This window comes from Butyrivibrio sp. X503, assembly GCF_003625475.1.
In the GTDB taxonomy this organism is placed as follows: Bacteria; Bacillota; Clostridia; order Lachnospirales; family Lachnospiraceae; genus Butyrivibrio.
Genome location: NZ_RAIQ01000005.1, coordinates 20,197 through 43,398, shown reverse-complemented (window position 1 = coordinate 43,398; position 23,202 = coordinate 20,197). Strand labels below are relative to the sequence as shown.

The following is a 23,202-nucleotide window of genomic DNA, read 5'->3' as shown; positions in this document are numbered from 1 at the left end:
TAATTCTCCTCTATAAATATGATAACGAAGTCAAAAGAAATATTGCCTCCGATTATTTCTGTCTTTCAGATCAGTCGTCGTCTTCCTCTGATCTTCTCTTTGCAAGCGAATTCTGAACTCTGTTGTAGAGCTCCTGTGCCGCATTGTAGCCCATTGCCTTCTGTCTGTGATTAACCGCTGCGGACTCACAGATTACAGCAAGATTTCGTCCGGGACGGATCGGGATGCGATGGCACACGATCTTGTTTCCGAGGTACTCTGTGTACTCTTCTTCAAGGCCGAGTCTGTCGTACTCTTTATCTTTATCCCAGTCCTCAAGCTTGATAACAAGGTCGATCGTCTGGGTCTCTCTTACACTCGATACACCGTAGAGGGTTTTAACGTCGATGATTCCGACACCTCTCATCTCGATGAAGTGCTTGGTTATATCGGGAGCCGAGCCGATAAGCGTCTCCTCACTTACTCTTCTAAGCTCAACAACATCATCGGATACAAGACGATGTCCTCTCTTGATAAGCTCTATTGCAGTCTCTGATTTACCGATTCCGCTCTCACCCGTGATAAGAACGCCGACACCGTAAACATCGACAAGAACGCCGTGGATTGAAATGCAGGGCGCAAGCTTAACATTGAGCCATCTGATGATCTCCGCCATAAATGCGGAAGTTGATTTCTTGGTCATAAGTACAGGAACTTTTTCCTGCAATGCGATCTTTATGAATATAGGATCCGGAATGAGCTCTCTGCAGAAGACAACTCCCGGAATATCAAACGATAAGAACTCCTTATACATTTTCTCTTTTTCTTCGTCGGAAAAAGACTCCATGTACGTATACTCAACGAAGCCGATTACCTGAAGTCTGGTCGCTTCAAAGTGCTCGAAGTAACCTGCGAGCTGAAGTGCCGGTCTGTTGATATCAGGCTGGCTGATACGGATCTTCTTGATGTCCAGCTCAGGTGTCAGATTATCGAGCTTCATTTTCTCGATGATGGTTTTAAGACTAACGCTTGCCATGCTTTCCTCCCGGATTGAATTATAACATCACATATTTACATTAAATAGATTTCTAAGCTCATTAACTATATCAGATGCATCTGCATCAATACATACTGCCTCGTTTATTTCCGAAAGAGTCTGCAACTCTTTTTTATCTGAGTCTTCCATCTCATAACCAATAGTATATACCGAAATTCCAAGACCTCCAACTATCGGTGTGATTCTCTTAAGTTCATAGCCGGCATTCTGCGCCCCGTCTGAAAGAACAAATAGCATAAGGTTTGCATCGGGAACTTCTTTACTCTTTTCGACGAGCATCTGCATTCCGACAAGAACAGCGTCGTATGTCGCCGTCTGTCCGCCAAGCTCAAGGTCCTTAACCGCGCCGCTGAAATATGCGCGCTGTTTATTATCAAACTTCTCTATCGGAAGGTTGATAAATACTTTATCACTATAACTCACAAGTCCGATGTAGCTGCCTGAATCTATATATTGCATGGTATTAAGAAGCGATTCTTTAAGAGACTTGATCCTCGTTCCGTTCATAGAGCCGGAAACATCTGTCACAAACACCGCAATGGTGGGACGGGTTCCGTTCTTATTAGTCTTCCATACCTTCTGTGCAGAGAGATAATCTGCTCCGGACATTCCGTACTGCTCGGAAACATATTCCTCGTGAAGGTTAAAGCCTCTTTCTTTTGCCATGTCCTGACTTGCCGAAGACTGGCAGTATTCCACAAATTTTTGAGCAACTTCCGTCTCTGCTTCATCAGTCCATCCGAAAGCATAAACAGGATGATCGTGACGAACACCCGCCGGTGTATATACATAATTCTTAAGCTCCGGCGTATTGATATACGTCTGCTCTTCCATTACCATCGCATCGATTATGCCCTTCGCGGCAGAATCCTTAAGAATAGAAGTAGTATACGCCGCGGTAGGCGCATTATTCTGATACTGCACAAGCTGGCTGACCGCGTTGTCAGAAAGCGGGCTCGCACTGTCAAATGCATGAAGCATTGAACAAAGAATGTTCATTCCGGTCGCTGATGTATACGGATTGGTATAAGCAAACACGAGATCCCCCGCATTGGCGGCTTCAAGGACGCCGTCAACCGTAACTTCTCCATACTTTTCCGTATAGCTGTCATATACCTCTTTTGACATAAGGATACCGGCTGTATTGCCCGCTATCCTGTCTGCAAGCTTAACGGTCTTAACACCTTCGGCGGCGAGCATGTCGCCCCACATATCATTGGAAGGGATATAAAGGTCCGGCTGATATCCGCCCTCCGTTATGTATGTCAGGGTCTCACCCGATGATATCTTTCTTATTGAAACGGAAACGCTCTTTCCGTCTACCGTATAGCCTTCCTTGTTGAACTTTTGTCCGACGGCAACAAGCCATTCATCCGGGTATGACTTTCCGCAAAACTCCGAAGGCGCTGCGATCTCTATATTTATTTCACCATTTCCCTCAAGCATCATATCAAAAGTATCAATGCTTGCCAATGAATCTGCCACGGACGCATCCGACATATCCACGTCAAGTCTGGCCGGAATTGTCGTCGGATTTATTTTTTTGACAAAGGTATTAAGCTCTGTCACCGCATCATCATAGCTAAGGGAATTATTAAGTGTGCCGTTCTCTGTTACATTCCCGTTACAGCCCGTTATGGCAATCGCCAACACAGTTGCTGCAAGCCCCCTCAAAATTCTTTTACTTTTTTTCATTTTCTCCTCACAACTCTCTTTCCTTAAAACATTTTAATTATATGTATGTTTCAGTGACTGTCCGATAGCATCCGCATAATCACGGATAAGTGTAACCGCATCGGTGTCTTCATTCTGCTCATTGGTATATCTTGCAAGCTCTAACAGGAACTTCTTTGCATTGTCCAATAGCTCGTTATTGCTATCAAGTATCTTGCCGGATTCTGTTGTAAATTCCTCCGAAGATTCCAAAGCAACATACAGATTCACAACTCCTCGGCAATTATGATAAAGCGCATTCTTAGCCTGAGAAATGATCTCCTTCATGCTCTCAAACTCAGTCATATCGTTGAATTTAAAGAGCTTCTCGTTCCTTTCGATAAACTCATCCATATCTTCCATTTCTTTTAAAAGAGTCTGTCCGATCGGAACAAATTTCTCTTCCTCGCTCATTAACTCTCTGACGAGTCCTTTTACATCTTCTTTCTTTTTACGTATTGCTTCCTCTTCCTCTGCTGCCTTTTTAGCAAGAGCCTCTTTTTCCGCACGATTCTTCAAAAGACGTATCACGATCGGAACCGCGATCAAAAGAAATCCCACTCCAAGTGCCGCGTACGCCACAAAAGAAAAGATTTTGAAAACAACGATGCCAAGAGAAATAATAAGGTCGGAAGCATTGATCCCTATTGCCACCGCTGCGGCTATTCCTATGATAAATAACGGTATTCCTACCATCAGATTCTTTTTCTTCATAAACTATATCCGTCTCCTTTTTCAATCATCGCAAGAAGATTGATGACATCTACTGTCTTTTTTTGCTTCTGTGCCAGTCTGAGCTTTTCAAGCGCAACCTCGGCTCCGTCGAGCTGTGCGCTGATAGAATTAAGATATGTCTCCACCATTGCTCCGGCTTGTTGAAGCTGAACCTTGCTAAGCTGCAGGGAATCTGCGGATTCCACACTCCCGCTTTGCTCCTGCTGCATCAGCTCATCCAGTCTGCTTCCGTCAACCTTAATATACTCTTTTATTTTGTCAAAAGAGCTGTTGTTGACTTTAAGCTGGATAATATACGCATTCAGTCCCTTTATCGCCGATTCGATGCTGGTAGCCTTTGGAGTATTCACAAGCGCATATCTTTTTTGTATTTTATCGATCTGCACAGGATAATCTGCAATTTTCCTTTGCAGAAGCATGATCTCCGAATTAATCATTGTTGCGTAAACCCAATTCTTTCCTTATAGCAATCTTTGAGTAATTATATATTATTCATCGAAAATTTGCATCCACTCGATCTCGTCTTCTTCAACATTAAGTTTTTTCTTGCTGATCATGTTATCCTTTTCTTTTTGAGTGATAATATCAAGAGAATACTGCTCTTTTATCTCATTGACCTTTTTATCTCCGATATCATAATCAATCACATAATGATACTTGATCGTATCTTCCAATTCCTCATAATTCACGCCAATACCGCTGGGATCTACATCTTCGGTATCTTTCTCGCTTATTCCGAATCTTATGATGCCTGCAATCTGTGCTATATCAAGACTTTCAGCCATGGATTTAAGCGTTTCCCTATCTTCTTCCGGGAAAACCGCAAGATTTGTCTCATCCTCCAGCTCAGAGATCTTTCCTTGCTTTATCTCTTCGTACATTTCCTTTACTGTTCCGTCTGCCATAAGTATATATTTTGCATGATACTGACAACCAGGCGTACAGTCATGCACAAAATCCATGGAACCCTCGTATCCAACCTTGACATAGTCTTCTCCGTCAAGGGCGATGCACGTATTAGAACTTGCTTCGTTATCTGTAAATATGACTGGGACAACCATCACGTATTTTACGTTTCCTTCAGCCAGCAGTTCATACTTTAAGAGAACTCCCGTGTCATACTTACCGTTAAGGTCATCTTGTCCTACTGCAGCATAGCCGGTTCTTACATCGTCGCAGCCATAGTTTTGTGCGATTTCCGCAAGAGCATTCTGTATCTCTTTTACACTGCAGGTTTCTTTCCCGATATTTGTAGTAACCTCAGTCCAGATATTGCCTACAACCTCTGAGGCTTCGCTTTCCATATTGAAAGGGCTGCTTACCGTATCGCCGAATTTAAACTCGCCATCATTTAAGATCAGATTATTTATGTTCCCGTTTTCACAGACGGTGTCCGGGATCTCGATCATTTCAGATGGGGTGTTTGAAATATTTTCTATAACCAATTCCAAGTCAAAAATCTCTGTTTCGATATCTTCAAAAGTATAAGAATTGTTATTGTTTCTTTGGCCGGAACCTATAGTATTCACCCGCGATTGATCGTTCTTGTCACTTCCTGAAACACGCACTTGTTTTAATTCACGGGTGTTGGCATCAAACTCATAATAAGCTTCAGATATCAACTTCCTACCGGTAATTTTTTCACCGATCGCATCAGTTAAGAAATGCATATCGCCGGTCATTTTAATTTTGATCGTATCATCAATAACTAAAACGTCTTCGACTACTGCTTGTGAGATATCCGGAATCAATATCCCCTCTATATCGATCTTGTCACAGATTTCACCGCTTCCGAAGAATACAAAGCGCTCTTCCTCTCCCGCTTCCGTGCTCTGCCTATAGTAATCATACCGTGCATCTTTGCGTTCTGTACCATCTGAATTGGTTATTCTTTGGAAATCATACATGTCAATTTCATGTAGATAATCTATATTTCCGGAAAGTACGCTTGATGTATTTCCTGATTCATCTCTTCGCCCGGAATAAGTAATAACGCCATCATAAGATTCTTTTATGCCGTTGTCCAAATAAGAGCTGCCCGCACCAAAACTGTGATCATATGAATATCTATAGCGACCTGACGCCTCAACAAGTCCTGCATACTTTATGGTTTCTTCCGAAGCCTCAAGAAGCTTTCTCGGTGTTGTCACCAGATCATCTTCTCCGTAAGTGATCTCTTCGTCAATACGGTTGACCGGCTCATTCGGATCGGTGTATGTGTCCGAACATGCGGTCATGGGGATGATAAGCGCCGCCGCGGAAATTATCCCCCAGATCTTTTTACTTCTGTATGTACTGTTTTTCCCCATTTTTATTATCCTCTTTCTTTTTATGATCTTAATTACTTGTCTGTTTCTCCGGTCTTTTCGCGGAAATACTTATAAATCTGCACCGCAACATTCTCAGGAATCTCCGGAACCGCGGAGAGTTCCTCGACAGTTGCGTTCTTGATATCCTCTATCGATCTGAAATGCTTCATCAGCGCTTTTCTTCTTGAAGGGCCGATGCCCGGAATATCATCAAGAGAGCTCTTGACCTGCGATTTACTTCGAAGAGATCTGTGATATTCTATTGCGAATCTGTGCGCCTCATCCTGAATCCTTGTGATGAGCTTAAAGCCCTCGGATCTTGTATCTATCGGAAGTTCCACATTGTTGAAATACAGGCCTCTCGTTCTGTGGTTGTCGTCTTTGACCATTCCGCAGACGGGAATCTTGATCCCAAGCTCATCCAAAACCTGAAGGCAGATATTGACCTGGCCTCTACCACCGTCCATAAGTATAAGATCGGGAAACTTGGTAAAGCTTCCGTATTTGGCATCGATATCTCTTACTTCAAGCTCCTGTTTTTCTTCTATTCCGTGAAGAAGACGTCTTGTAAGAACCTCGTGCATGCAGGCGTAGTCATCGGGACCTGCGACGGATTTTATCCTAAACTTTCTGTAGTCGCTCTTTTTGGGTTTACCTTTTTCATAAACGACCATGGAACCAACGTTGGCAAAGCCACTGATATTCGAGATATCATAGGCTTCCATTCTGTTAAGTCCCTTTATGCCAAGGAGCTTTTCTATCTCTTTTACCGCTCCTATTGTTCTTCCTTCTTCGCGCTTGATGCGCTCTTTATCTTTACTTAAGACAAGCTGCGCATTCTGCGCCGCAAGCTCCATGAGCTTTTCCTTCTGACCTCTTTCAGGAACGGTGATATACACCCTGCTGCCCTTCCTGGTCGAGAGCCACTTCTCTATTATCTCAATGTCTTCTATGGTTTCCGGAAGCATGAGCGTTCTTGGGATGAACGGCGTACCTGCGTAGAACTGTTTTACAAAATCCTGCAAGATCTCGGCCTGCGGATTTTCAGACACGTGTGTCATATAGAAATGCTCTCTGCCGATAAGTCTTCCGTCTCGAACAAAAAAGACCTGAACCACAGCATCTTTTTCATCGGAAGCGATAGCGATTATATCTTTATCTTCCATAGAAGAGTCGGTCATCTTCTGCTTCTGCGCAACAACCTTAACGCTTGCAAGGAGGTCTCTGTAGCGCGCCGCCGCCTCAAAATCAAGCTCATCCGAAGCATCATGCATCTTCTGCTCAAGCTCTTTTATAATAACGCCGTAGTTTCCGCCAAGAAATTCAAGAGCCTTATCGACTCTTTCCCTATACTCCTCTTTGGTTACTTCACCTATGCAGGGGCCGCAGCACTGCTTCATATGATAATTAAGACACGGTCTGTCCAGCCCTATATCTCTCGGAAGGCTCCTGTTGCAGGTTCGAAGGCCGTACAGTTTATTAATAAGATCGATCGTATCCTTCACTGCTGCCGCGCTTGTAAAAGGACCGAAGTATCTCGATCTGTCTTTTTTCATAAGTCTGGAGAAAAGAACTCTCGGATAATCCTCAGATACCGTCACCTTAATATAAGGATAAGTCTTGTCGTCCTTAAGGAGTGTGTTGTATCTGGGACAGTGCTCTTTTATCAAGTTGTTCTCCAATACAAGCGCCTCGAGTTCGGAATCAGTGACGATGTACTCGAATCTTGCGATCTGTTTGACCATCCTGTCGATCTGCGGGCCGCGACCTATATTTGAACGAAAATAAGACCTGACACGATTGTGCAGGTTTATCGCCTTGCCTACATACATGATGGTGTCATCAGCATCATGCATGATGTAGACCCCGGGCTTGTTCGGGAGTTTTTTCAGTTCTTCTTTGACATCAAAGTTTGCCATTATAATACTTGCTTATGATCTCGCGCTCGATAATGAAATCGGACTTGTTATCCGGCTCGGGCTCGGGATCCTTGATCTCTTCAAGTACCCTTGTAGCATACTCCTCAGCACTTTCAAGGGGCATAGTCTGCTCCAAGTATCTGAGGTCTTTACTGTAAAGAAGGTAGTTCTCGTTCTTACCCTCAAAAAAGTTCTCGGCTTTTTTCCACAGGCTCTCGGAAGTGCCCCACTTAACTATGGCTTTTCCTCCGGCCTTTCCTCCGATCACACCACTCTGCGCGCCCTGCTCCTGCGCTGCTCGTCTGATCTTCTCCGCACCTTTTCTTGCACCGCTTCCGCTAAGAACCATTATGTAGTGATACATACCAAGCTTGAACCACATAAGTATAGCCAGTAGCAACATGACTACAGCTATGATGGTAGATACGTTTGCAACTGTTTTAAAATATTGAATCTCATCCATAGTAATCCTCCGTTATCCTATATAGGGATAACATCTATCATTTACCCAAATTCTCAAGCACGGTAAGTGCGGAAGCAATTGCATTTCTGGTCTCTGTCAATTGATCTTTATCACTTTGCGTAAGCTCATGAACCTTTACAATATCTTCTTCTATATGTCTTTCAATATAATCAAGTTCATCTGCCATTTCCTGAGCTCCGACACCGTCAGACTTAAACTTGTTGGCATTATCATATATCTGAACCGCGAGCTCTTTATAAATAACTAGTGCGGTTACAAGATTGTCACTTTCAGTAATATTGCCGTCCGCAATGGCAACGAGATCGTTCCAGAAGTCCATATAGCTTACTTCCTTATCGCCGCTCTTGGACTCTTTTCCTATGGTCGCATAGTACTGTGAGATCTTGCCAAGTCTGGAAGCTCTTTCCTGACGTGCCTTGGGAAGCCTTCTCTGGCTGGTCGCTAACTGGAACCACTTGGCGGCCATCTGCTTGTTTCCGGTCTCATTATAATAGTAGAAGTACGCAAGACCATATCTGTAAGCAACTTCCGCATAAACGTCCTTGTCCTGAGCAAGTCTTTTCTCGACTGTGGAGTTTTCCACGGGAGTGATCATAATCTGTCTGATAAGTTCGTCCTCGTCCTTTGTCAAAGAATCGTCCCTGAGGAAAACATTATCAAGAAGTTCCAGGTATCCTTCCGGATTATTCGGCTGATCTATTATCGCCTGGGTATAAAGCTCCGCTGCCGTCAGTTCATTATCGGCAGCCTTAGCATCGGCCATTATCTTTGTAAATATGTCCTTCTCCATAGTTTTAGCTTTGGAGTGTGAATCTATCGCTGTTACCGTGGCAAGGAAGCATATGATAAGAACGGTCGCAAAAAGAGTAACGCTAAGCTTAGCTTCTTTTCTATAACCCTTATCAAGCTCAAGGTAATTCTGCAGGTCGTACATAACTTCCGCGCAGGAGTTATATCTATCCTCGGGATTGCTCTGAACGCACTTCTCTATGATGTGCTCAAGTCCGGGTGAAAGAGACGGATTCCAATCTCTGATAGGCTTGAACTCATAGGGCGGTTCACTTGGGCTGTGTCCCGTAACAAGGTGATACATAGTCGCGCCAAGACAGTAAATATCAGTTCTTGCATCTGTCTGTCCCATTCCGCCGAACTGCTCGGGAGCCGCATAATCACGGGTTCCGAGGTATGATGTGTCACCTGTATTTTCTTCTTTATATTCACGAGCCGTTCCAAAATCGATAAGCGTGATCGTTCCGTTGGGACGAAGCATGATATTGGAAGGCTTGAGATCTCTGTATATGATAGCGGGTTCTCTTGTATGAAGGTACTCAAGAACGTCGCAAAGCTGGATTCCCCACTCAATTACGTACTCCTGAGGCTGAGGTCCGAGATAATCGAGCGCTCTTTCGAGAGTATTACCTTCTATATAATCCATAACAATAAGGAAACGACCATCCTCTTCGATAACGTCGACGATGCTCGGAAGGTATGGATGAGACAGAGTCTTCAAGAGCTCAGTCTCTGTTATAAGGCTCTGCTTGACAAGCTGGAAATTGGTCACGGCATCTTCCCTGACCTCTTTGATCGCCCACTGCTTGTTGGCGCGCTCATTCATGGCAAGATAAACTGTGCTCATTCCGCCTTGGCCTATTACGTTAAGTACTTTATACTTGCCTCCGACAATACTTCCTATCTCTAACATAGCTGTTTCCTACTTCACATATATGTGTATGGCGGAAATGTTATCTTTCTCGCCTTTTGATTTAATAAGTTCCAAAATCCCGTCAAGTTTCTTTTGCATATCATCTTCTGTTACATCGGGCAAATTGTCAAGTCCATCTGTAAATTCTTCTTCGGACAATTTCCTCCAAAAGCCGTCAGAGCACAGTATTACTGATGTGTTCTTCTCTATGCTTCCAAAAATAAATTGTGGCTTTACGTTTTCGGACGCACCGACGCACTGCAAAAGGACACTTCTCTGAGGGCTCTCTTCTGCTTCTTCACGATTCATGACACCCTTGTCGATAAGACTTTGGACGACGCTCTGGTCGTGAGTGATCTGCGTTTTCACTTTGTCTTTTAACATATATATTCTGGAGTCGCCGACGTTGACGGCGATAAATTCTCCGCCGATAAAAAGAATCGCAACAACGGTTGTTCCAAGCTTGGCTCCGTTCGCTCTTCCGAACGCACCGAGCTTTTTGTTGACGTCGTTAATAAGCTCAATCCACTGATATTGGATCTCCGCCCGGACATCAGCCTCAATGCTCTGATTGTCCTCATCAAGCCTTTCTGTCTTGTTCTTTCCCGACAGCGCTGCCGGCAAACCTTTTTCAAACCATGTCGCGAATGCCGCAACCAGGTCTGCGCTTGCGACTTCTCCCTGAGACAAGCCGCCCATTCCGTCGCACAAAACCGCCATCAGAACCTTTCCGTATTGTGTTGTTCCTGCCACCTTAACCATTATGGCATCCTGATTGACCTCTTTTACAAGGCCCTTATCAGTGCAAAAGCTTACATTAAATTCCATGTTGTCACCTAGATATATATTAGCTTACGCTATTGGATTATATTATATATAACTTCATTATTACTATCAATTCTTTAAGCAGCATAACGGCACTACGTATACTCCGTTTTCCATTCGGTACGCCACTTTATTTTTAGTGACAACCATAAGAAATGCCGGTTTCCCTGACTTCTTCCAGTCTATGTCGTCTGCTATCTTTATAAGATTTTGTGCTGCCTGCTCTATATCATCTTGTCCACCTAACTTTACTTCTATCAAAGCCCATGTTCCATCGGCAAATTGAATTACCGCATCAGCCTCTCTTCTTTTGGCATCTCGATACTTATAGACACGCGCCCCTATTGTATCTGCATATACTCTAAGATCATGTACCACCAATGATTCAAACAACAAGCCGAATGTTGTTATGTCCTTGAAAATCCCTTCCGGAGTTATTCCCAGCGCCGCTGCTCCAATTGATGGATCTGTGAAATGCCTCGTTTCCTTCGTTCGTATTGCAGTTCTGCTCCTCAGATTCGGATTCCAAGCAGGAAGTTCTTCTATAACATATAGGTTTCTGAGCGCATTTAAATATTTTGCAAAAACATCTTTATCAAATGTCTCATCACCTCCGGCGCAATCATCACGAAGTGTAGCGTCTGTAGCCGCTATAGAAACATTTCTGGCGTATGAGCGCATCAGTTTTCTGGCTTTTTGCTCATCTTTTTTTAACGGTATATCTTTAAGAGAGAAAATATCATCCGTTACAACCACTTCATAATAATCTCTTGCCTGCGCCAAGGAAATATCTCTATCTTTTCCTATTGCAACTGGCCAACCTCCTCTGCAGATAAAATATGCATAATCATTTATATCTTTTTGGGACATTGACTGAGTAAACTTACCGTTTTTAAGATCTAGCAATGAGACTGTTCCATTACTGTCACCTGTTTCATATAGGGATAGTGTCCTCATCATCTTACGTATGATCCTGCCATTCCCCGTATGCCTACTACTATCTTCATCAAGCTCAGATCTGGTCTTGTCGGTAACACTTCCGGTCAAGATATATTGACCAAACTCACCGGTCTTATCGACTTCGTACTTCACTTGATCCCATATAAAAGACACATGCTGCCACTCATCGATCAGTATTGGTTTAGGACCATAGTTCAAAAAATTTGACGGAGATATCTTTGCAAGTTCAATGAATTCATTCCTTGATTCCAGCGGCATCAAATCTATAACTGTCTTAGCGTATCTGTTGGCTGTAGTTGATTTGCCGCACCACTTTGGTCCAACAATGACCATTGCACCCTTACTCTTCAAAGTAAATTCCACTATTCCATCAAATAATCTTTCTATGTATGGCTTTTCTCTCATCCCGTTTTCTCCTTGTCTTTCCTGAATATTTTATCTCAAATCGGAGAAAAAATCAATTTTGAATCGGAGGTTTGGAAGGCTTTTGGTCGGAGAAATGTGAGCTTTTGAATCGGAGGTTTGTGAGGTTTTCGGTCGGAGAAAAATAATTCAAACCGTAACCTTCGCGGCGGCCCGAATATTCTCCTGAGTGTAGCCAATTCGGGCGTTCGGGTTCTTAGTCTTTATTTTTTCCAGAATGTTTCCGATTATCTGCTTGTTTTCGTTACCGCGCTTAAATGCGGGCAGGTTATATGCACCTTTTTCCTTATCGAGAACAACTATCTCATAGTTCGTCTCCGTGCCGTTCGTGTAATTGATCTTAAGATAAGCCCAGAGGATATCGGAATATGGTATGATCATCCTCTTGCCGCCGAGCGCGACGATGTGTCTGTCGGTGCAATAAATACTATCTGAGCCTTTGTAAGTCTGAGGAGATGCAAGTTCCGACTCTATAACGAAATATTCGGCGTCCGTGAAATAACTAAGCTCCTTCTTGAAATCCTTGACGGAGATAATCGTTCCTATAAGTACGATGAGCGCAAGCGCCGCAACGATCAGCGTTATTACCGTTATAGTCTTTACTGTACTTTCGGTTACTCCGCCGCCTTTGTAGCTTTCCTCAACCACAAGACTGTGATTTCCGAAAACATTGTTAAACTCACTCTCGGCATAGTTCTCGCCAAAGTAATCGTTGATATACTCTATCGCATATTTAGCCGTCTCATCCGAGGCTTTCGAATAGTATCCGTGAAGAATCGTGAATCCTTTTTCCCTTATATCTTTTAACGCTTTGGAATACTCGCCGTCATCAAGCTCGGCGATGTAGCCGGTACTTTCTCCGTATACAATGTAGTCTCCGGTTGAACTGCCTGTAGAACGGACTATAACCGGAAGATACTCAGTCTTAAGTTCTCCGACGGATTTATTCTTTGCCTTGGCAAATTCTTCCGGATTGTCCATATCATAGACAACGCCTGCGTCTCCGCCGGGCTTATAAAACTTGCTGTACGCATACAAATCCGCGGGAATAAAGACTCCGAGGAATATTATTATCAGGCAAATCAAAAGAGTTTTCTTATTACCCTTATGATAATTGGCAAATACAGGATTCGCTATTCTCATAACGGCCTGCTTCGCAGAAACCACCGGCAGTCTTTTAACTTTGTCGGCCGGATTATACTCCTGAACCGAAGACTCAAAAGAGCTCATACTCTTACGCTGCAACATCATCCTCTTGCCGAAGCCGATCATCACGAGGAGCGCGACAATCGCAGCAAGTATATGGAACAGGAACCTGTCGATGATCACTATAGGAACGCTTGGATACGCTCTTCTAAGTTCCTGATACCTAACAACGTGCGTGCTTTCATCAATTCCGCATTCCGCGATGTACGAGCGATAGAACCTCGCAGCGTCATCTTCCATCTCGTTGATCGAAGCTATAAATGTATACGGCTCCGCGTCATATTCATCCTCGCTGATCTTGCCGTCGACATAATCCCAGGTTTTTTCTGACATCTTTTCCATCAGATCATACGCGTCGTCTTTAACCTTTACCGGGATAAAAGAATTATCGTCAAGCCAGGCAACATAGAAGTACTCTGCCTCATTATCTTCGTTAGCGTCGCGGCTTGCGAAGCATCCGATATTGGAATTGATCGTAACGGTGACATATTTATCAGGCAGTAAGCCGTCACCGCTCTCCGCAAGGTATTCATTCAGATCTCGATAATTCCCCGTCGCTACATCCCGTACCTCACCCCAGTTCGGTACCGAGAGCGCTATCGCACCGATAAAAACAATCAGCGCGATAAAGAACACTAAATTTCTTTTAAACATACATTTTCTCCATGGCTATATTTTTTCTATATTCTATTCATACATATTTTTTATCTTTTATCCTATTCCGTAAGCGTCCTTCTGCTCCTGCGGCATCTCGTGATCTTGCAAGAGATCTTCTGCTTTTTTGATAAGGTCATCTAAGGTGTAATGGCGGAAGTAGCCGAGGTGGTATTTATATTCTTTGTCCTTGGATATACACGGGAAAGTATCGGTTGGTTCATGATAACCCATGGAAGATCTCACGCATCCAAGTTCTATAAAGCTATCCACATCTATTATGCTTGTTGCCGAGTTTCCGGGCATATACAAATACATGCAAGAACGATCACTATCAAAAGTATATTCACAATCATTTCTTGTTGCATCGTATCCCGCATAATCTGATTGTCCTACAATCTCCCCCGTTAATGCATTATATCTACACAGTTTACCGTCAAAGAACGGTACAAGTAAAAGCTCGGTTTCGCTTTTTTTATCTTTATAAAAAGCAGGCTTAAACATTCCCGCATCAAGGGACGGAATAGCTGATACTTCTTTTCCTTTTATATCGCTTATAACAATATCTTTTTTATCATAGGACGCAAGTAACGTCCCGTCCTCATTCATGGAAACATATTGAGTTTCACCCCATCCGTCATGATATTCTAAAGGATATATTTCGTTTTCGTCTATGTCTATAATATAATCCTTTGTTCCGGATACGTAGATATATCCTTGCTTTTCAAAATAAAACAGATTCTTGATTGAAGCTGATTTTTCTAACGGAATGTGGTACCTGTCTCTTTTCCCTGTTGAGACATCATATACTATAGCAAAATAGTCGGAATTATCACGATCAATAAATACAATCTTTCCGTTATCATATTTAGGCTGAGCCACATCATAAAATGTGTGGTCATTTAGTTTTTGTTCTGTATACTCTCCTGTATTACAGTCAACACTATATAAAGTCAGATCAGAAAACAATCCCGTGAGAGAATTGGTTACCAGGATTTTCCCCTCATGACTCCCCAATATCGAAAGATGACCGGAGTCGTCTTTATTGATCGGTAAAGTTGCCCTTGTCTTATAAGCCATAGTATTTGGATCAAATATATCCAAAACGGTTTCTTCTTCATTCTTCAAAACCGTAGCCGCCACATTATTATCAAGAAAGGCTTTGTAAAGGCTGGCTATCTCAGGAGATTTTTCATAAGCAGTCCACTCATTATCACTTGTAAGTGAAGCATAATAAATAATGCGGCTGCTTCCACTTTTTGACACATATATACCACGACCGGGTGTAGCTTTTCTAATATTATCTGCAAAATACTTCATAACTACGACCGTATCACCTTTATTCTGCATTGTAGGTTCTATTGTCGCGCTGCCGCCGTTTGAAGTTATAAAACTCGGATTCGGATCATCTTTTTCTGCATACCCGTATATTATCGGACAATCTATAGCATAGTGATGCAGTTTTTCTCCGGACACCAAGTCATAAGTATCGCATACGTTACCGGAGTAATAAGACACCGCATTGCTAGCCGGGGTATATATTAATTCTCTATCGGATGAAAAAACATCATATAAAAAATCATTTTCCCACTTTACAGACAGATTGTTCGTATCAAAACATTGAACAATATCCCTATCGGTAGAAAAAACTTTCATATTAGAATAACCGGTATTCATTGAAGTGATTTCTTCTGTAGTGTAGACCAAAAGAAATTCATTATCTGTCGGCAAAAGAACTGAATGTATATATAATGACTGTATTCCGGTGTCTTTTTGGATTGCCTTGTTTGTTGTTATATCATATATTCCAATCGAACAATTTAGATCATGATTGGTAAAGGTAAAAGCAATCTTGTTATTGTCAGGCGACAAAGAAACATTCCCAATACCCACCGAACCACCAACAGATTCTGTTATCTCCGCCGGGAGTTTATACTCTGCAATCTCTGATCCGTCAGCTTGAGAAATGATGTAAAATGTTCCGTCGCTTAAAGATATCAAAAGATTTCCGTCTGATCTTACATTGACATTTCTTGAGGTAAATATATCCTTATATTCTTTTTCCCATATAATGCTATCATCATCGGGATTAATACACTTTATAAAATGAGCTCCTATTATAAGTACTTTTCTGTTCGAAAGAATTTTAAAATTTTCGGGAACCGAATTGCTGTCATCCGGAACAAAACAGCACAATTCTTCATGAGTCTTTGCATCCCATATCTTGATAATACCTTTAATGTCCAAAGCTACAAAGAGTTTTTCTTCAACGCTGACATCCATCGTATTTATAGTATTAGGCATTTCATAATTCCAAACCGGAGCAATATTTGCTGAAGCTATCGGTATATACGCCATTGTAGCGTCAGTTATCGCTTTAACAGCCTCATCGGTAACCGGTCTGTCCGGCATCTCTTCATTCGGAAGGGCATAAATAGCCAGATGAAGCGCATCCATTCTGTCATCTTGGTCCATAAGTTTCTGTGCCTCATTTGCAAGGTACTTGGACTGGCTTATAAGAGAAGCACGATAGCTTTCATTTATCTGATTCTTGCTGTAGAACATATATCCGGCAAATCCGAGAGCAATTGCCAATACACCTGCAAAAACAGCAGTCAGTCTTTTCATCTTATACTGACGCTGTCTGTCCATAAGCTCGTTATATGAGCTTCCTATAAGTGTAGCTACAAGACGCGGTAACTCTACGTTCTTCGCTTCTCTTTTCGGAATCCTGAAATCACATGAAAGCGGTTCGACCGGCTCTGTTACAGTCTCTTCCACTCCCTGTTCAGTTACTCTTGTAACTTCTCTGCTCTGCAAAATTTTAGGCACAACATCAGCAGGCTCTCCGTCTGCAAGCACAGTAAGGATCTGGTCCTGAGTATGGTTTTGTAAAAAGAGTTTTATTTCTCTTTCTACCCACATGGATTTGCAGGTGTTGGTAGAACATATAACTATAAGATAATCGGCGTTTTCAAGAGCCTCGGCGATAGTTCCGCTTAGGTCACTTGTGATCGGGAGCTCATCGGTATCCCTGAAAATTCTCTCTATCCTTTTAATACCGGTCTTCTTTTGGATCTTGTGCGGAATGTGATAGTGCTCAAGGCCGCGCTCAACCATAGCTGCAATCTTGTTATCCAGCTCTGCATGCTTGTATGAAATAAATGCATTGTAATGTGTGCTCATCTAATCATTTTCCCTAATTACTTTTTATCCTATTCCGTAAGCGTCCTTCTGCTCCTGCGGCATCTCGTGGTCCATAAGAAGATCTTTGGCTTTCTTTATAAGATCGTCTAAAGTGTAGCGTCGGAAGTAGCCGAGATGATCAATATGTTCATCGTCCTTATAGATACACACAAATGTGTCTGTAGGCTTATGATATCCTAATGATCCAGTTATATATGCCAGCTCAAGATAGCTATCCATGTCGATAATATTGGTGATCGTTCTGCTACAAAGATATATACAGGAATTCTCACGATCAATGGTTACCGTACTTTTTAAATCAGGAGTACCATCTGTTGATATCCCTGTCTTTCCTATAAGTTCACCAGTTAATGCATCGTATCTGCAAAGGCTTCCATCCACAAAGGGAACAATAAGTAGTTCTTTGTTACTTCCTTTTTCTTTATAAAAAAAAGGTCTTTGTGTTCCGACATCAAGACAAGGAATCTCTGCAATATCTTTCCCTTTAATATCTTTTATAACTATATCTTTTTTATTACTTATCGCTATCAATGAACCATCTTCATTCATTGATACGCCCCAGGTTCTATCCCAGTCTTCTTTGTTATCAACCGGATACGTCTCATTCTCATTAATGTCAACTATAAAATCCTGATTCCCCGAAGCATAGATATATCCTTGCTTTTCGAAATAAAAAAGTTCAGTGACATTATTATAATCATCGGTAGGGAATCTGTAATTAGTATACTTATCTTTAGCTATATCGTATATTCGGATAAAATAGAGCAGTGAATCTCTATCAACAAAAACAAACTTCCCGTTTTCAAGTTTAGGTATTGTATCCGGAGGGTTATCCTTTCCAATTTTATTTCTGGTATATTCTCCTGTCTTACAATCAACACTATACAATATAAGCTCTTTAACTATTCCACTTGGCGTATAGATAATAAGCAATTTATCTTGATAGGATCCTCTTATCGAATAATCAAATTTTGTGTCCCCTTCTTCCGGAAAAACAATACTTTTCACAAACGCTTTGGAATTCGGGTCAAATACATCAAGGTAAACTTCTTCATCTTTATCATAGATAACAGCCGCAGCATTATCATCAAGATACGAATTATACAAACTATCTACTTGTGGCGAGTTCTCATAAGAAGTCCACTCCTTATCGCAAACTCCGACTCCGTAGTAGACAACACGATTACTGTTATTTTCTACTGTATAAACGCCTTTCCCTACAGCCGCTTTGGTTAAATTATCCGAAAAGTAATCTATTATCTGAAAAACATCTTTATCACCGAAATCACTTGTCATTGCAATTCCGCCGTTATGGGTAATAAAATTTGGATTATCCTTGGCAAAGTATCCAAATATCAACGGAGTATCGGCGCTATAATGATGTATACGCTCTCCGGAATTCAAATCATAACAGTCACAGACATTTGCCATGAAAAAATAAATGTAATCTGTATCCGGGATGTAAATAAAATGAGAATCATAATAAATACCATCACAAGTCAGTTCGTTTTCCCATTTTTCGGAAAGATCGTCCGGATCAAAGCAAAAAACATTTACACTGTATTCTGTGATTGCGTGCATATTGAGAACACTATAGCTTGAATCATTGATATCTGTAATGTCTATTGTATCGCCTGCAAAAAACAACTGACCGTCTTTAGGGTAACTAAGTCCTTTAACAGAATTATACTCAGTAGTTTTATAGATGGTATTACCCGTCGAAATATCAAAAACGGCTAATCCCGCCTTGTCTTCTTTAGTCGTGTATGTATAAGCAATCTTACTGTAATCCGGGGAAAATTTGATATTATCAATATAATTAGCAGCTAAAAGCATATCCAATACTTCTTGCGAAATAGCATATCTTTCAACTTCATTTCCATCCTCTGTTGAATAAACACGTAACGAGCCTCCAGCCAATACCAGAATATTCCCTTCTTTAGTTAGCACAATCGGTTTAACTGATATAGACTCGTCTTCAAAACTATCGTTTTCCCATTCCACAGAACCATCTTCAAGGCTAATGCAACGTATCATCTTGGATCCCAAGATGATTGCTTTTTCCTCCTCAATAAACACATACTCAGAAGGAACATGATTTTTGTCTTTTGGATAAAAGCTGTATAATTCATCATGAGTAGCTGTATCCCAGATCTTAACGTTACCCTTATAATCTATAGCTATAAAATGATCAGCCTGAGATGACAAGCCCATCTTGGAAATACTATTTGGAAGTTCATAATTCCATAAGGAGCCAATGTTCGATGAATCACCTGGTTTATATGCCAATGTGGCACGTGTAAGTGCTCTTACTGCCTCAATTGTAACTGGTCTGTCGGGCATTTCTTCATTCGGAAGTGCATTAAGTGCCAAATGAAGTGCATCAATCCTGTCCTGATTTTTAAGAAGCCTCTCAGATTCATTGGCAAGGTACTTGGACTGACTGATAAGAGATGCACGGTAACTTTCATTTATCTGATTTCTGCTGTAAAACATATATCCGGCAAATCCGAGAGCAATAGCCATTACTCCTGCAAAAACAGCGGTCAGTCTTTTCATCTTGTACTGGCGCTGTCTGTCCATAAGCTCGTTATATCCGCAACCTACTAGAGCTGCCGCAAGCCGCGGAAGCTCAGTATTAAAAGCTTCTCTCTTTGGAAGTCTGAAATCACAGGAAAGCGGTTCAACGGGAATAGTTACCGTCTCTTCTATTCCAAGATCATTAACCCTGATAACCTCTTTGTTTTTCAGTATTTCAGGCACGACGTCAACAGGCTCTCCGTCTGCAAGCACAGTAAGGATCTGATCCTGAGTATGGTTCTGCAAAAAGAGTTTTATCTCTCTTTCTACCCACATGGATTTGCAAGTATTTGTTGAGCATATAACTATAAGATAATCGGCGTTTTCAAGAGCCTCTGCGATAGTTCCGCTAAGGTCACTTGTAATAGGGAGTTCGTCTGTATCCCTAAAGATTCTCTCTATCCTTTTAATGCCGGTCTTTTTTTGTATCTTGCGCGGAATATGATAGTGTTCAAGGCCGCGCTCAACCATAGCTGCAATCTTATTATCCAGCTCGGCGTGTTTGTATGAAATAAATGCATTGTAATGTGTGCTCATAAATCCCCTTTTCAATACTCTTTCTTTACATAGTTATCAAAAATAATACTATAATCCGATATATCAAAGTCAGTGTACGTCACATATTTATAAAACTCATCAATCGGTTTTACTTCGGTACATTCGTCGGTTATAGTTTTAATATTCTCATCGGAATCAATCGAAAACAGTGTCTTTCGTCCTTTGACAAAATACAACTTATCGGTATACAGATCATACGCCGCAGACAGATCCAAGTCGGAATCCTGCTGATATACCAAATCGGCTTTTTCATCCGTTACATGATATATCTCATTAGCCTCATTGACTGACCATATATTTGATAAGTCACCGTCGGCGTAAATATTTTTTATTCTATTCATTCCGTAAAGAATCTTCTTATCCGAAGCCACTCCATTTTCGAAAGTTGCCAAGTGGACATTCTCTCCGTCATGAAATACAAATTTATAACTCCCGTCTCTTCCGCTTATCGGAACACTCTTAGTTACCGCATCATATGCAAGCGGAACTTTATTTAAATCCTTATCAAGCCAATAATGCTTGCCATCCTCTGCTACTACACATCCCTCAAAACTGTTGTCGTCAAATACATAAGCCTTGTCAAATATATGATAGCTTTTCAGGTAGATGCCGCCTTCATCCCCATATGTTAAAACAGAATTATTTTGGGATTCGGGAGAATAGTAACATACTGCTCCCGATGCTCCCAGTGTCAAGAGTTTATCCATATCACTGTTGAGGAACAGCGCCGGTTTAAGATCTGAAAATAAAGACTGCATTTCCCCCTTGTACACGCAAGATACATCACCAATTGAGTTCAACAAAAAAACGGTTGTTCCGTCGTTACTTACGCTTAAGATATCATATTGATCCGAATATAATTCTTCATATTGGCAGCTTGACACCTCTTTGCCATCTATCGAACTGACAATTACCTCTGCACAAATATCATTTTGATTCAGGCCTCTTTTCCTATAACATATGTACTTTCCGTTTGGCGAAAGAACGGCTTCTTTTACGGTATCTTCGCAGCTAAATCCACACTCTTCCATAGTGCTTAAGTCTATGACTTTCAGCTCGAATTTTCCGTTTATATAATATGCATACCCGCCATTAAAATTCATGCCCAGATCAACCGCATGTCCTATCTGCTCAACCGACAGATCGCTTTTTATATAATAGAGTTCTTCTTCCCGATCAGTGAAAACTCCTTCGGAAGAAAACTTGTCAAAAGAAATATTTATTATATTGTCCTTGTAATCATCATTTACAGCTCCTGCGCTGTTATAGAAAACGCCGCCCTCTTCAAGGATGGTATCTCCGGTATATTCCACATAATCATCATTATCACTTGATGAAAAAAGACTCTGAAAGTTCCTATGACCATCAAATAAAGAGACGGTAAACTTAACCCCGATAATTAATACAAAAAATGCCAATAAAGATAGTCCAAGAAAAACTGCCCTTTTCTTATCTATCATTATCTTGGGTAACTTAAAACCGGGAATATCCTTATCGACATTTTTATTTGGTTCACTGGTTACGGATTCTTTTTTTACAGGCACTTTCTCCTGTAAATAGATAGGATTGCCACACATGGGACAATGGCGTGTATTCTCATTTACTTCATAGCCACAACTGCTGCATTTCATAATTTATATCCTATCTTGGTTCTGCAAGCTTTATTTCCATAGGTTATATCTTCAGATTTGTTTTTTCTCCTCGTTATAACACGTTAGGTGCAATTATTATTTTGTTTATTGTTTTATCGTCTCATTAACTTTGATTATTGCATATCCATTGAAAAAGCCGGTCGCGTCCTTGTACTTTGGTTCAATAATCCATCCTTTATCTATAGAATAATAGCCATCCAATCCGTCTTTTCTAATTTTAACAACACCATCTTCAGATAAGAATGTCATATCCTCATATTGACATGGAACCACTTCTTCGCCCTTGTCGTTTATAATTCCTCTCAATCCGTTGCTTCCTGTGACAGTCGCATATCCATTTACAAAGTCATTCGCTTTTATAAATTGGGGCTCAATAACATAATCTCCATAATCATCAATGTATCCATATAGTTTTGTATTATAATCTTGTACACAAGCGAGTCCATCAATGTAAATATCCACAACATCCGGGAATGATGAAAAGCAAAACTTATTATCTGATAATTTATTACCTTCTAGATCTATAAGAATTCCTTCGCCACCTTTACTGATCTGAGCAAATGATCTTCCATTACTAAAATTAGTCATGCAATTGTATTGGGGTTCAATTACATATTCGCCCTTTTCATCTATTGCACCATACAATCCATTCTCCGCTTTAACAATTGCAATCCCATCAACAGTAAAAATTTGCGCCACTTGATATGAATAATCAATCATTAGTTTTCCTTCTATCGAAACATATCCCCATTTACCGGTTTCGGAATCCTTAAGTGCCAATAATCCATTGTTTCCAGGCGGTGATATAATGCTCTCAATTTGCTCGACACCTTCCATCTCATATGGAATAGATGATATAATGCTCATATTCTCATCTAATATATCTATTCCTTTTTCTGTTCCGGAAATAAATACCGGCTTACCTTCATATACTCCGGTTTCAATCATGTTTTTTAAAAAAAACTGTCACCTATAATATTAAACTCACGATCTATAAAATATACATCACGTTCTTCATCTAAGGCATTTTCTTTTTTTTCAATTCTGGCTATATTCTTATCATAAAAAGGAGACGGTATATCATAATCATAATCATAAAAAGGACTTACTATTTCGTCTGACTCATTAATATAATAATATCCATACGCATTTTTTTCTTTTCTACAACCAACAGTCATACATAAAAGAAAAAAACATAACAGTATCCTAAACACTATGCTCTTATAATTCGAATACATA

The 23,202-nt window shown here is 41.1% G+C and carries 16 protein-coding genes; all 16 read right to left on the bottom strand.

All coding sequences use genetic code 11. From position 1 onward, the window contains the following. Nucleotides 1-70 precede the first annotated feature (70 nt). The 16 genes from hprK to D6853_RS10290 all read right to left on the bottom strand — a co-directional run bounded on the left by hprK (nt 71) and on the right by D6853_RS10290 (nt 23,201). Nucleotides 71-1,015, bottom strand: coding sequence for an HPr(Ser) kinase/phosphatase (gene hprK / locus D6853_RS10365; protein WP_120657949.1), 945 nt, complete (start codon nt 1,013-1,015; stop codon nt 71-73). A 27-nt stretch (nt 1,016-1,042) separates the two neighbouring features. Then, nucleotides 1,043-2,731, bottom strand: a complete 1,689-nt coding sequence (locus D6853_RS10360; protein ID WP_120657948.1) for a substrate-binding and vWA domain-containing protein — start codon at nt 2,729-2,731, stop codon at nt 1,043-1,045. Nucleotides 2,732-2,764: 33 nt separating this feature from the next. Next, nucleotides 2,765-3,463: a hypothetical protein gene (locus tag D6853_RS10355; protein WP_120657947.1), complete on the bottom strand. Its 699-nt coding sequence runs from the start codon at nt 3,461-3,463 to the stop codon at nt 2,765-2,767. Then, nucleotides 3,460-3,921: a hypothetical protein gene (locus D6853_RS10350; RefSeq protein WP_120657946.1), complete on the bottom strand. Its 462-nt coding sequence runs from the start codon at nt 3,919-3,921 to the stop codon at nt 3,460-3,462. The genes D6853_RS10355 and D6853_RS10350 overlap by 4 nt, the downstream gene beginning before the upstream one ends. A gap of 51 nt (nt 3,922-3,972) precedes the next feature. Continuing rightward, complete coding sequence (locus tag D6853_RS10345; RefSeq protein ID WP_120657945.1) at nt 3,973-5,793, bottom strand: hypothetical protein; 1,821 nt, start codon at nt 5,791-5,793, stop codon at nt 3,973-3,975. 32 nt (nt 5,794-5,825) lie between these two features. Then, the gene (uvrC, locus tag D6853_RS10340) at nt 5,826-7,712 is read right to left on the bottom strand and encodes an excinuclease ABC subunit UvrC (protein ID WP_120657944.1); all 1,887 of its coding nucleotides are present in this window, start codon (nt 7,710-7,712) and stop codon (nt 5,826-5,828) included. Next, entirely contained in the window at nt 7,699-8,175 is a 477-nt protein-coding gene (locus tag D6853_RS10335) for a hypothetical protein (protein WP_120657943.1), read from the bottom strand. The genes uvrC and D6853_RS10335 overlap by 14 nt, the downstream gene beginning before the upstream one ends. Nucleotides 8,176-8,212: 37 nt before the next feature. Next, nucleotides 8,213-9,898 (bottom strand): serine/threonine protein kinase, encoded by a 1,686-nt coding sequence (locus tag D6853_RS10330; protein ID WP_120657942.1) that lies wholly within the window; start codon nt 9,896-9,898, stop codon nt 8,213-8,215. 9 nt (nt 9,899-9,907) lie between these two features. Continuing rightward, complete coding sequence (locus tag D6853_RS10325) at nt 9,908-10,726, bottom strand: PP2C family protein-serine/threonine phosphatase (RefSeq protein WP_120657941.1); 819 nt, start codon at nt 10,724-10,726, stop codon at nt 9,908-9,910. A 66-nt stretch (nt 10,727-10,792) separates the two neighbouring features. Then, nucleotides 10,793-12,088, bottom strand: a complete 1,296-nt coding sequence (locus tag D6853_RS10320; protein ID WP_120657940.1) for an ATP-binding protein — start codon at nt 12,086-12,088, stop codon at nt 10,793-10,795. 147 nt (nt 12,089-12,235) lie between these two features. Continuing rightward, entirely contained in the window at nt 12,236-13,966 is a 1,731-nt protein-coding gene (locus tag D6853_RS10315) for a DUF6709 family protein (protein ID WP_120657939.1), read from the bottom strand. A 57-nt stretch (nt 13,967-14,023) separates the two neighbouring features. After that, complete coding sequence (locus tag D6853_RS10310; RefSeq protein WP_120657938.1) at nt 14,024-17,152, bottom strand: TIR domain-containing protein; 3,129 nt, start codon at nt 17,150-17,152, stop codon at nt 14,024-14,026. Between the two features lie 24 nt (nt 17,153-17,176). After that, on the bottom strand, nt 17,177-20,290 hold the full coding sequence (locus D6853_RS10305) for a toll/interleukin-1 receptor domain-containing protein (RefSeq protein ID WP_120657937.1): 3,114 nt from the start codon (nt 20,288-20,290) through the stop codon (nt 17,177-17,179). Nucleotides 20,291-20,301: 11 nt separating this feature from the next. Then, complete coding sequence (locus D6853_RS10300; protein ID WP_147367748.1) at nt 20,302-21,942, bottom strand: zinc ribbon domain-containing protein; 1,641 nt, start codon at nt 21,940-21,942, stop codon at nt 20,302-20,304. A 105-nt stretch (nt 21,943-22,047) separates the two neighbouring features. After that, nucleotides 22,048-22,911 carry a WG repeat-containing protein gene (locus D6853_RS10295; protein ID WP_120657935.1) on the bottom strand — a complete coding sequence of 288 codons (864 nt, stop codon included), beginning with the start codon at nt 22,909-22,911 and terminating at the stop codon, nt 22,048-22,050. A 5-nt stretch (nt 22,912-22,916) separates the two neighbouring features. After that, nucleotides 22,917-23,201: a hypothetical protein gene (locus D6853_RS10290; RefSeq protein WP_120657934.1), complete on the bottom strand. Its 285-nt coding sequence runs from the start codon at nt 23,199-23,201 to the stop codon at nt 22,917-22,919. Nucleotide 23,202 lies beyond the last annotated feature (1 nt).

Excerpts from the sequence above, each read along its gene's own strand:
- hprK (WP_120657949.1), bottom strand. The coding sequence starts at position 1,015 with ATGGCAAGCGTTAGTCTTAAAACCATCATCGAGAAAATGAAGCTCGAT.
- D6853_RS10360 (WP_120657948.1), bottom strand. The coding sequence starts at position 2,731 with ATGAAAAAAAGTAAAAGAATTTTGAGGGGGCTTGCAGCAACTGTGTTG.
- D6853_RS10355 (WP_120657947.1), bottom strand. The coding sequence starts at position 3,463 with ATGAAGAAAAAGAATCTGATGGTAGGAATACCGTTATTTATCATAGGA.
- D6853_RS10350 (WP_120657946.1), bottom strand. The coding sequence starts at position 3,921 with ATGATTAATTCGGAGATCATGCTTCTGCAAAGGAAAATTGCAGATTAT.
- D6853_RS10345 (WP_120657945.1), bottom strand. The coding sequence starts at position 5,793 with ATGGGGAAAAACAGTACATACAGAAGTAAAAAGATCTGGGGGATAATT.
- uvrC (WP_120657944.1), bottom strand. The coding sequence starts at position 7,712 with ATGGCAAACTTTGATGTCAAAGAAGAACTGAAAAAACTCCCGAACAAG.
- D6853_RS10335 (WP_120657943.1), bottom strand. The coding sequence starts at position 8,175 with ATGGATGAGATTCAATATTTTAAAACAGTTGCAAACGTATCTACCATC.
- D6853_RS10330 (WP_120657942.1), bottom strand. The coding sequence starts at position 9,898 with ATGTTAGAGATAGGAAGTATTGTCGGAGGCAAGTATAAAGTACTTAAC.
- D6853_RS10325 (WP_120657941.1), bottom strand. The coding sequence starts at position 10,726 with ATGGAATTTAATGTAAGCTTTTGCACTGATAAGGGCCTTGTAAAAGAG.
- D6853_RS10320 (WP_120657940.1), bottom strand. The coding sequence starts at position 12,088 with ATGAGAGAAAAGCCATACATAGAAAGATTATTTGATGGAATAGTGGAA.
- D6853_RS10315 (WP_120657939.1), bottom strand. The coding sequence starts at position 13,966 with ATGTTTAAAAGAAATTTAGTGTTCTTTATCGCGCTGATTGTTTTTATC.
- D6853_RS10310 (WP_120657938.1), bottom strand. The coding sequence starts at position 17,152 with ATGAGCACACATTACAATGCATTTATTTCATACAAGCATGCAGAGCTG.
- D6853_RS10305 (WP_120657937.1), bottom strand. The coding sequence starts at position 20,290 with ATGAGCACACATTACAATGCATTTATTTCATACAAACACGCCGAGCTG.
- D6853_RS10300 (WP_147367748.1), bottom strand. The coding sequence starts at position 21,942 with ATGAAATGCAGCAGTTGTGGCTATGAAGTAAATGAGAATACACGCCAT.
- D6853_RS10295 (WP_120657935.1), bottom strand. The coding sequence starts at position 22,911 with ATGATTGAAACCGGAGTATATGAAGGTAAGCCGGTATTTATTTCCGGA.
- D6853_RS10290 (WP_120657934.1), bottom strand. The coding sequence starts at position 23,201 with ATGTATTCGAATTATAAGAGCATAGTGTTTAGGATACTGTTATGTTTT.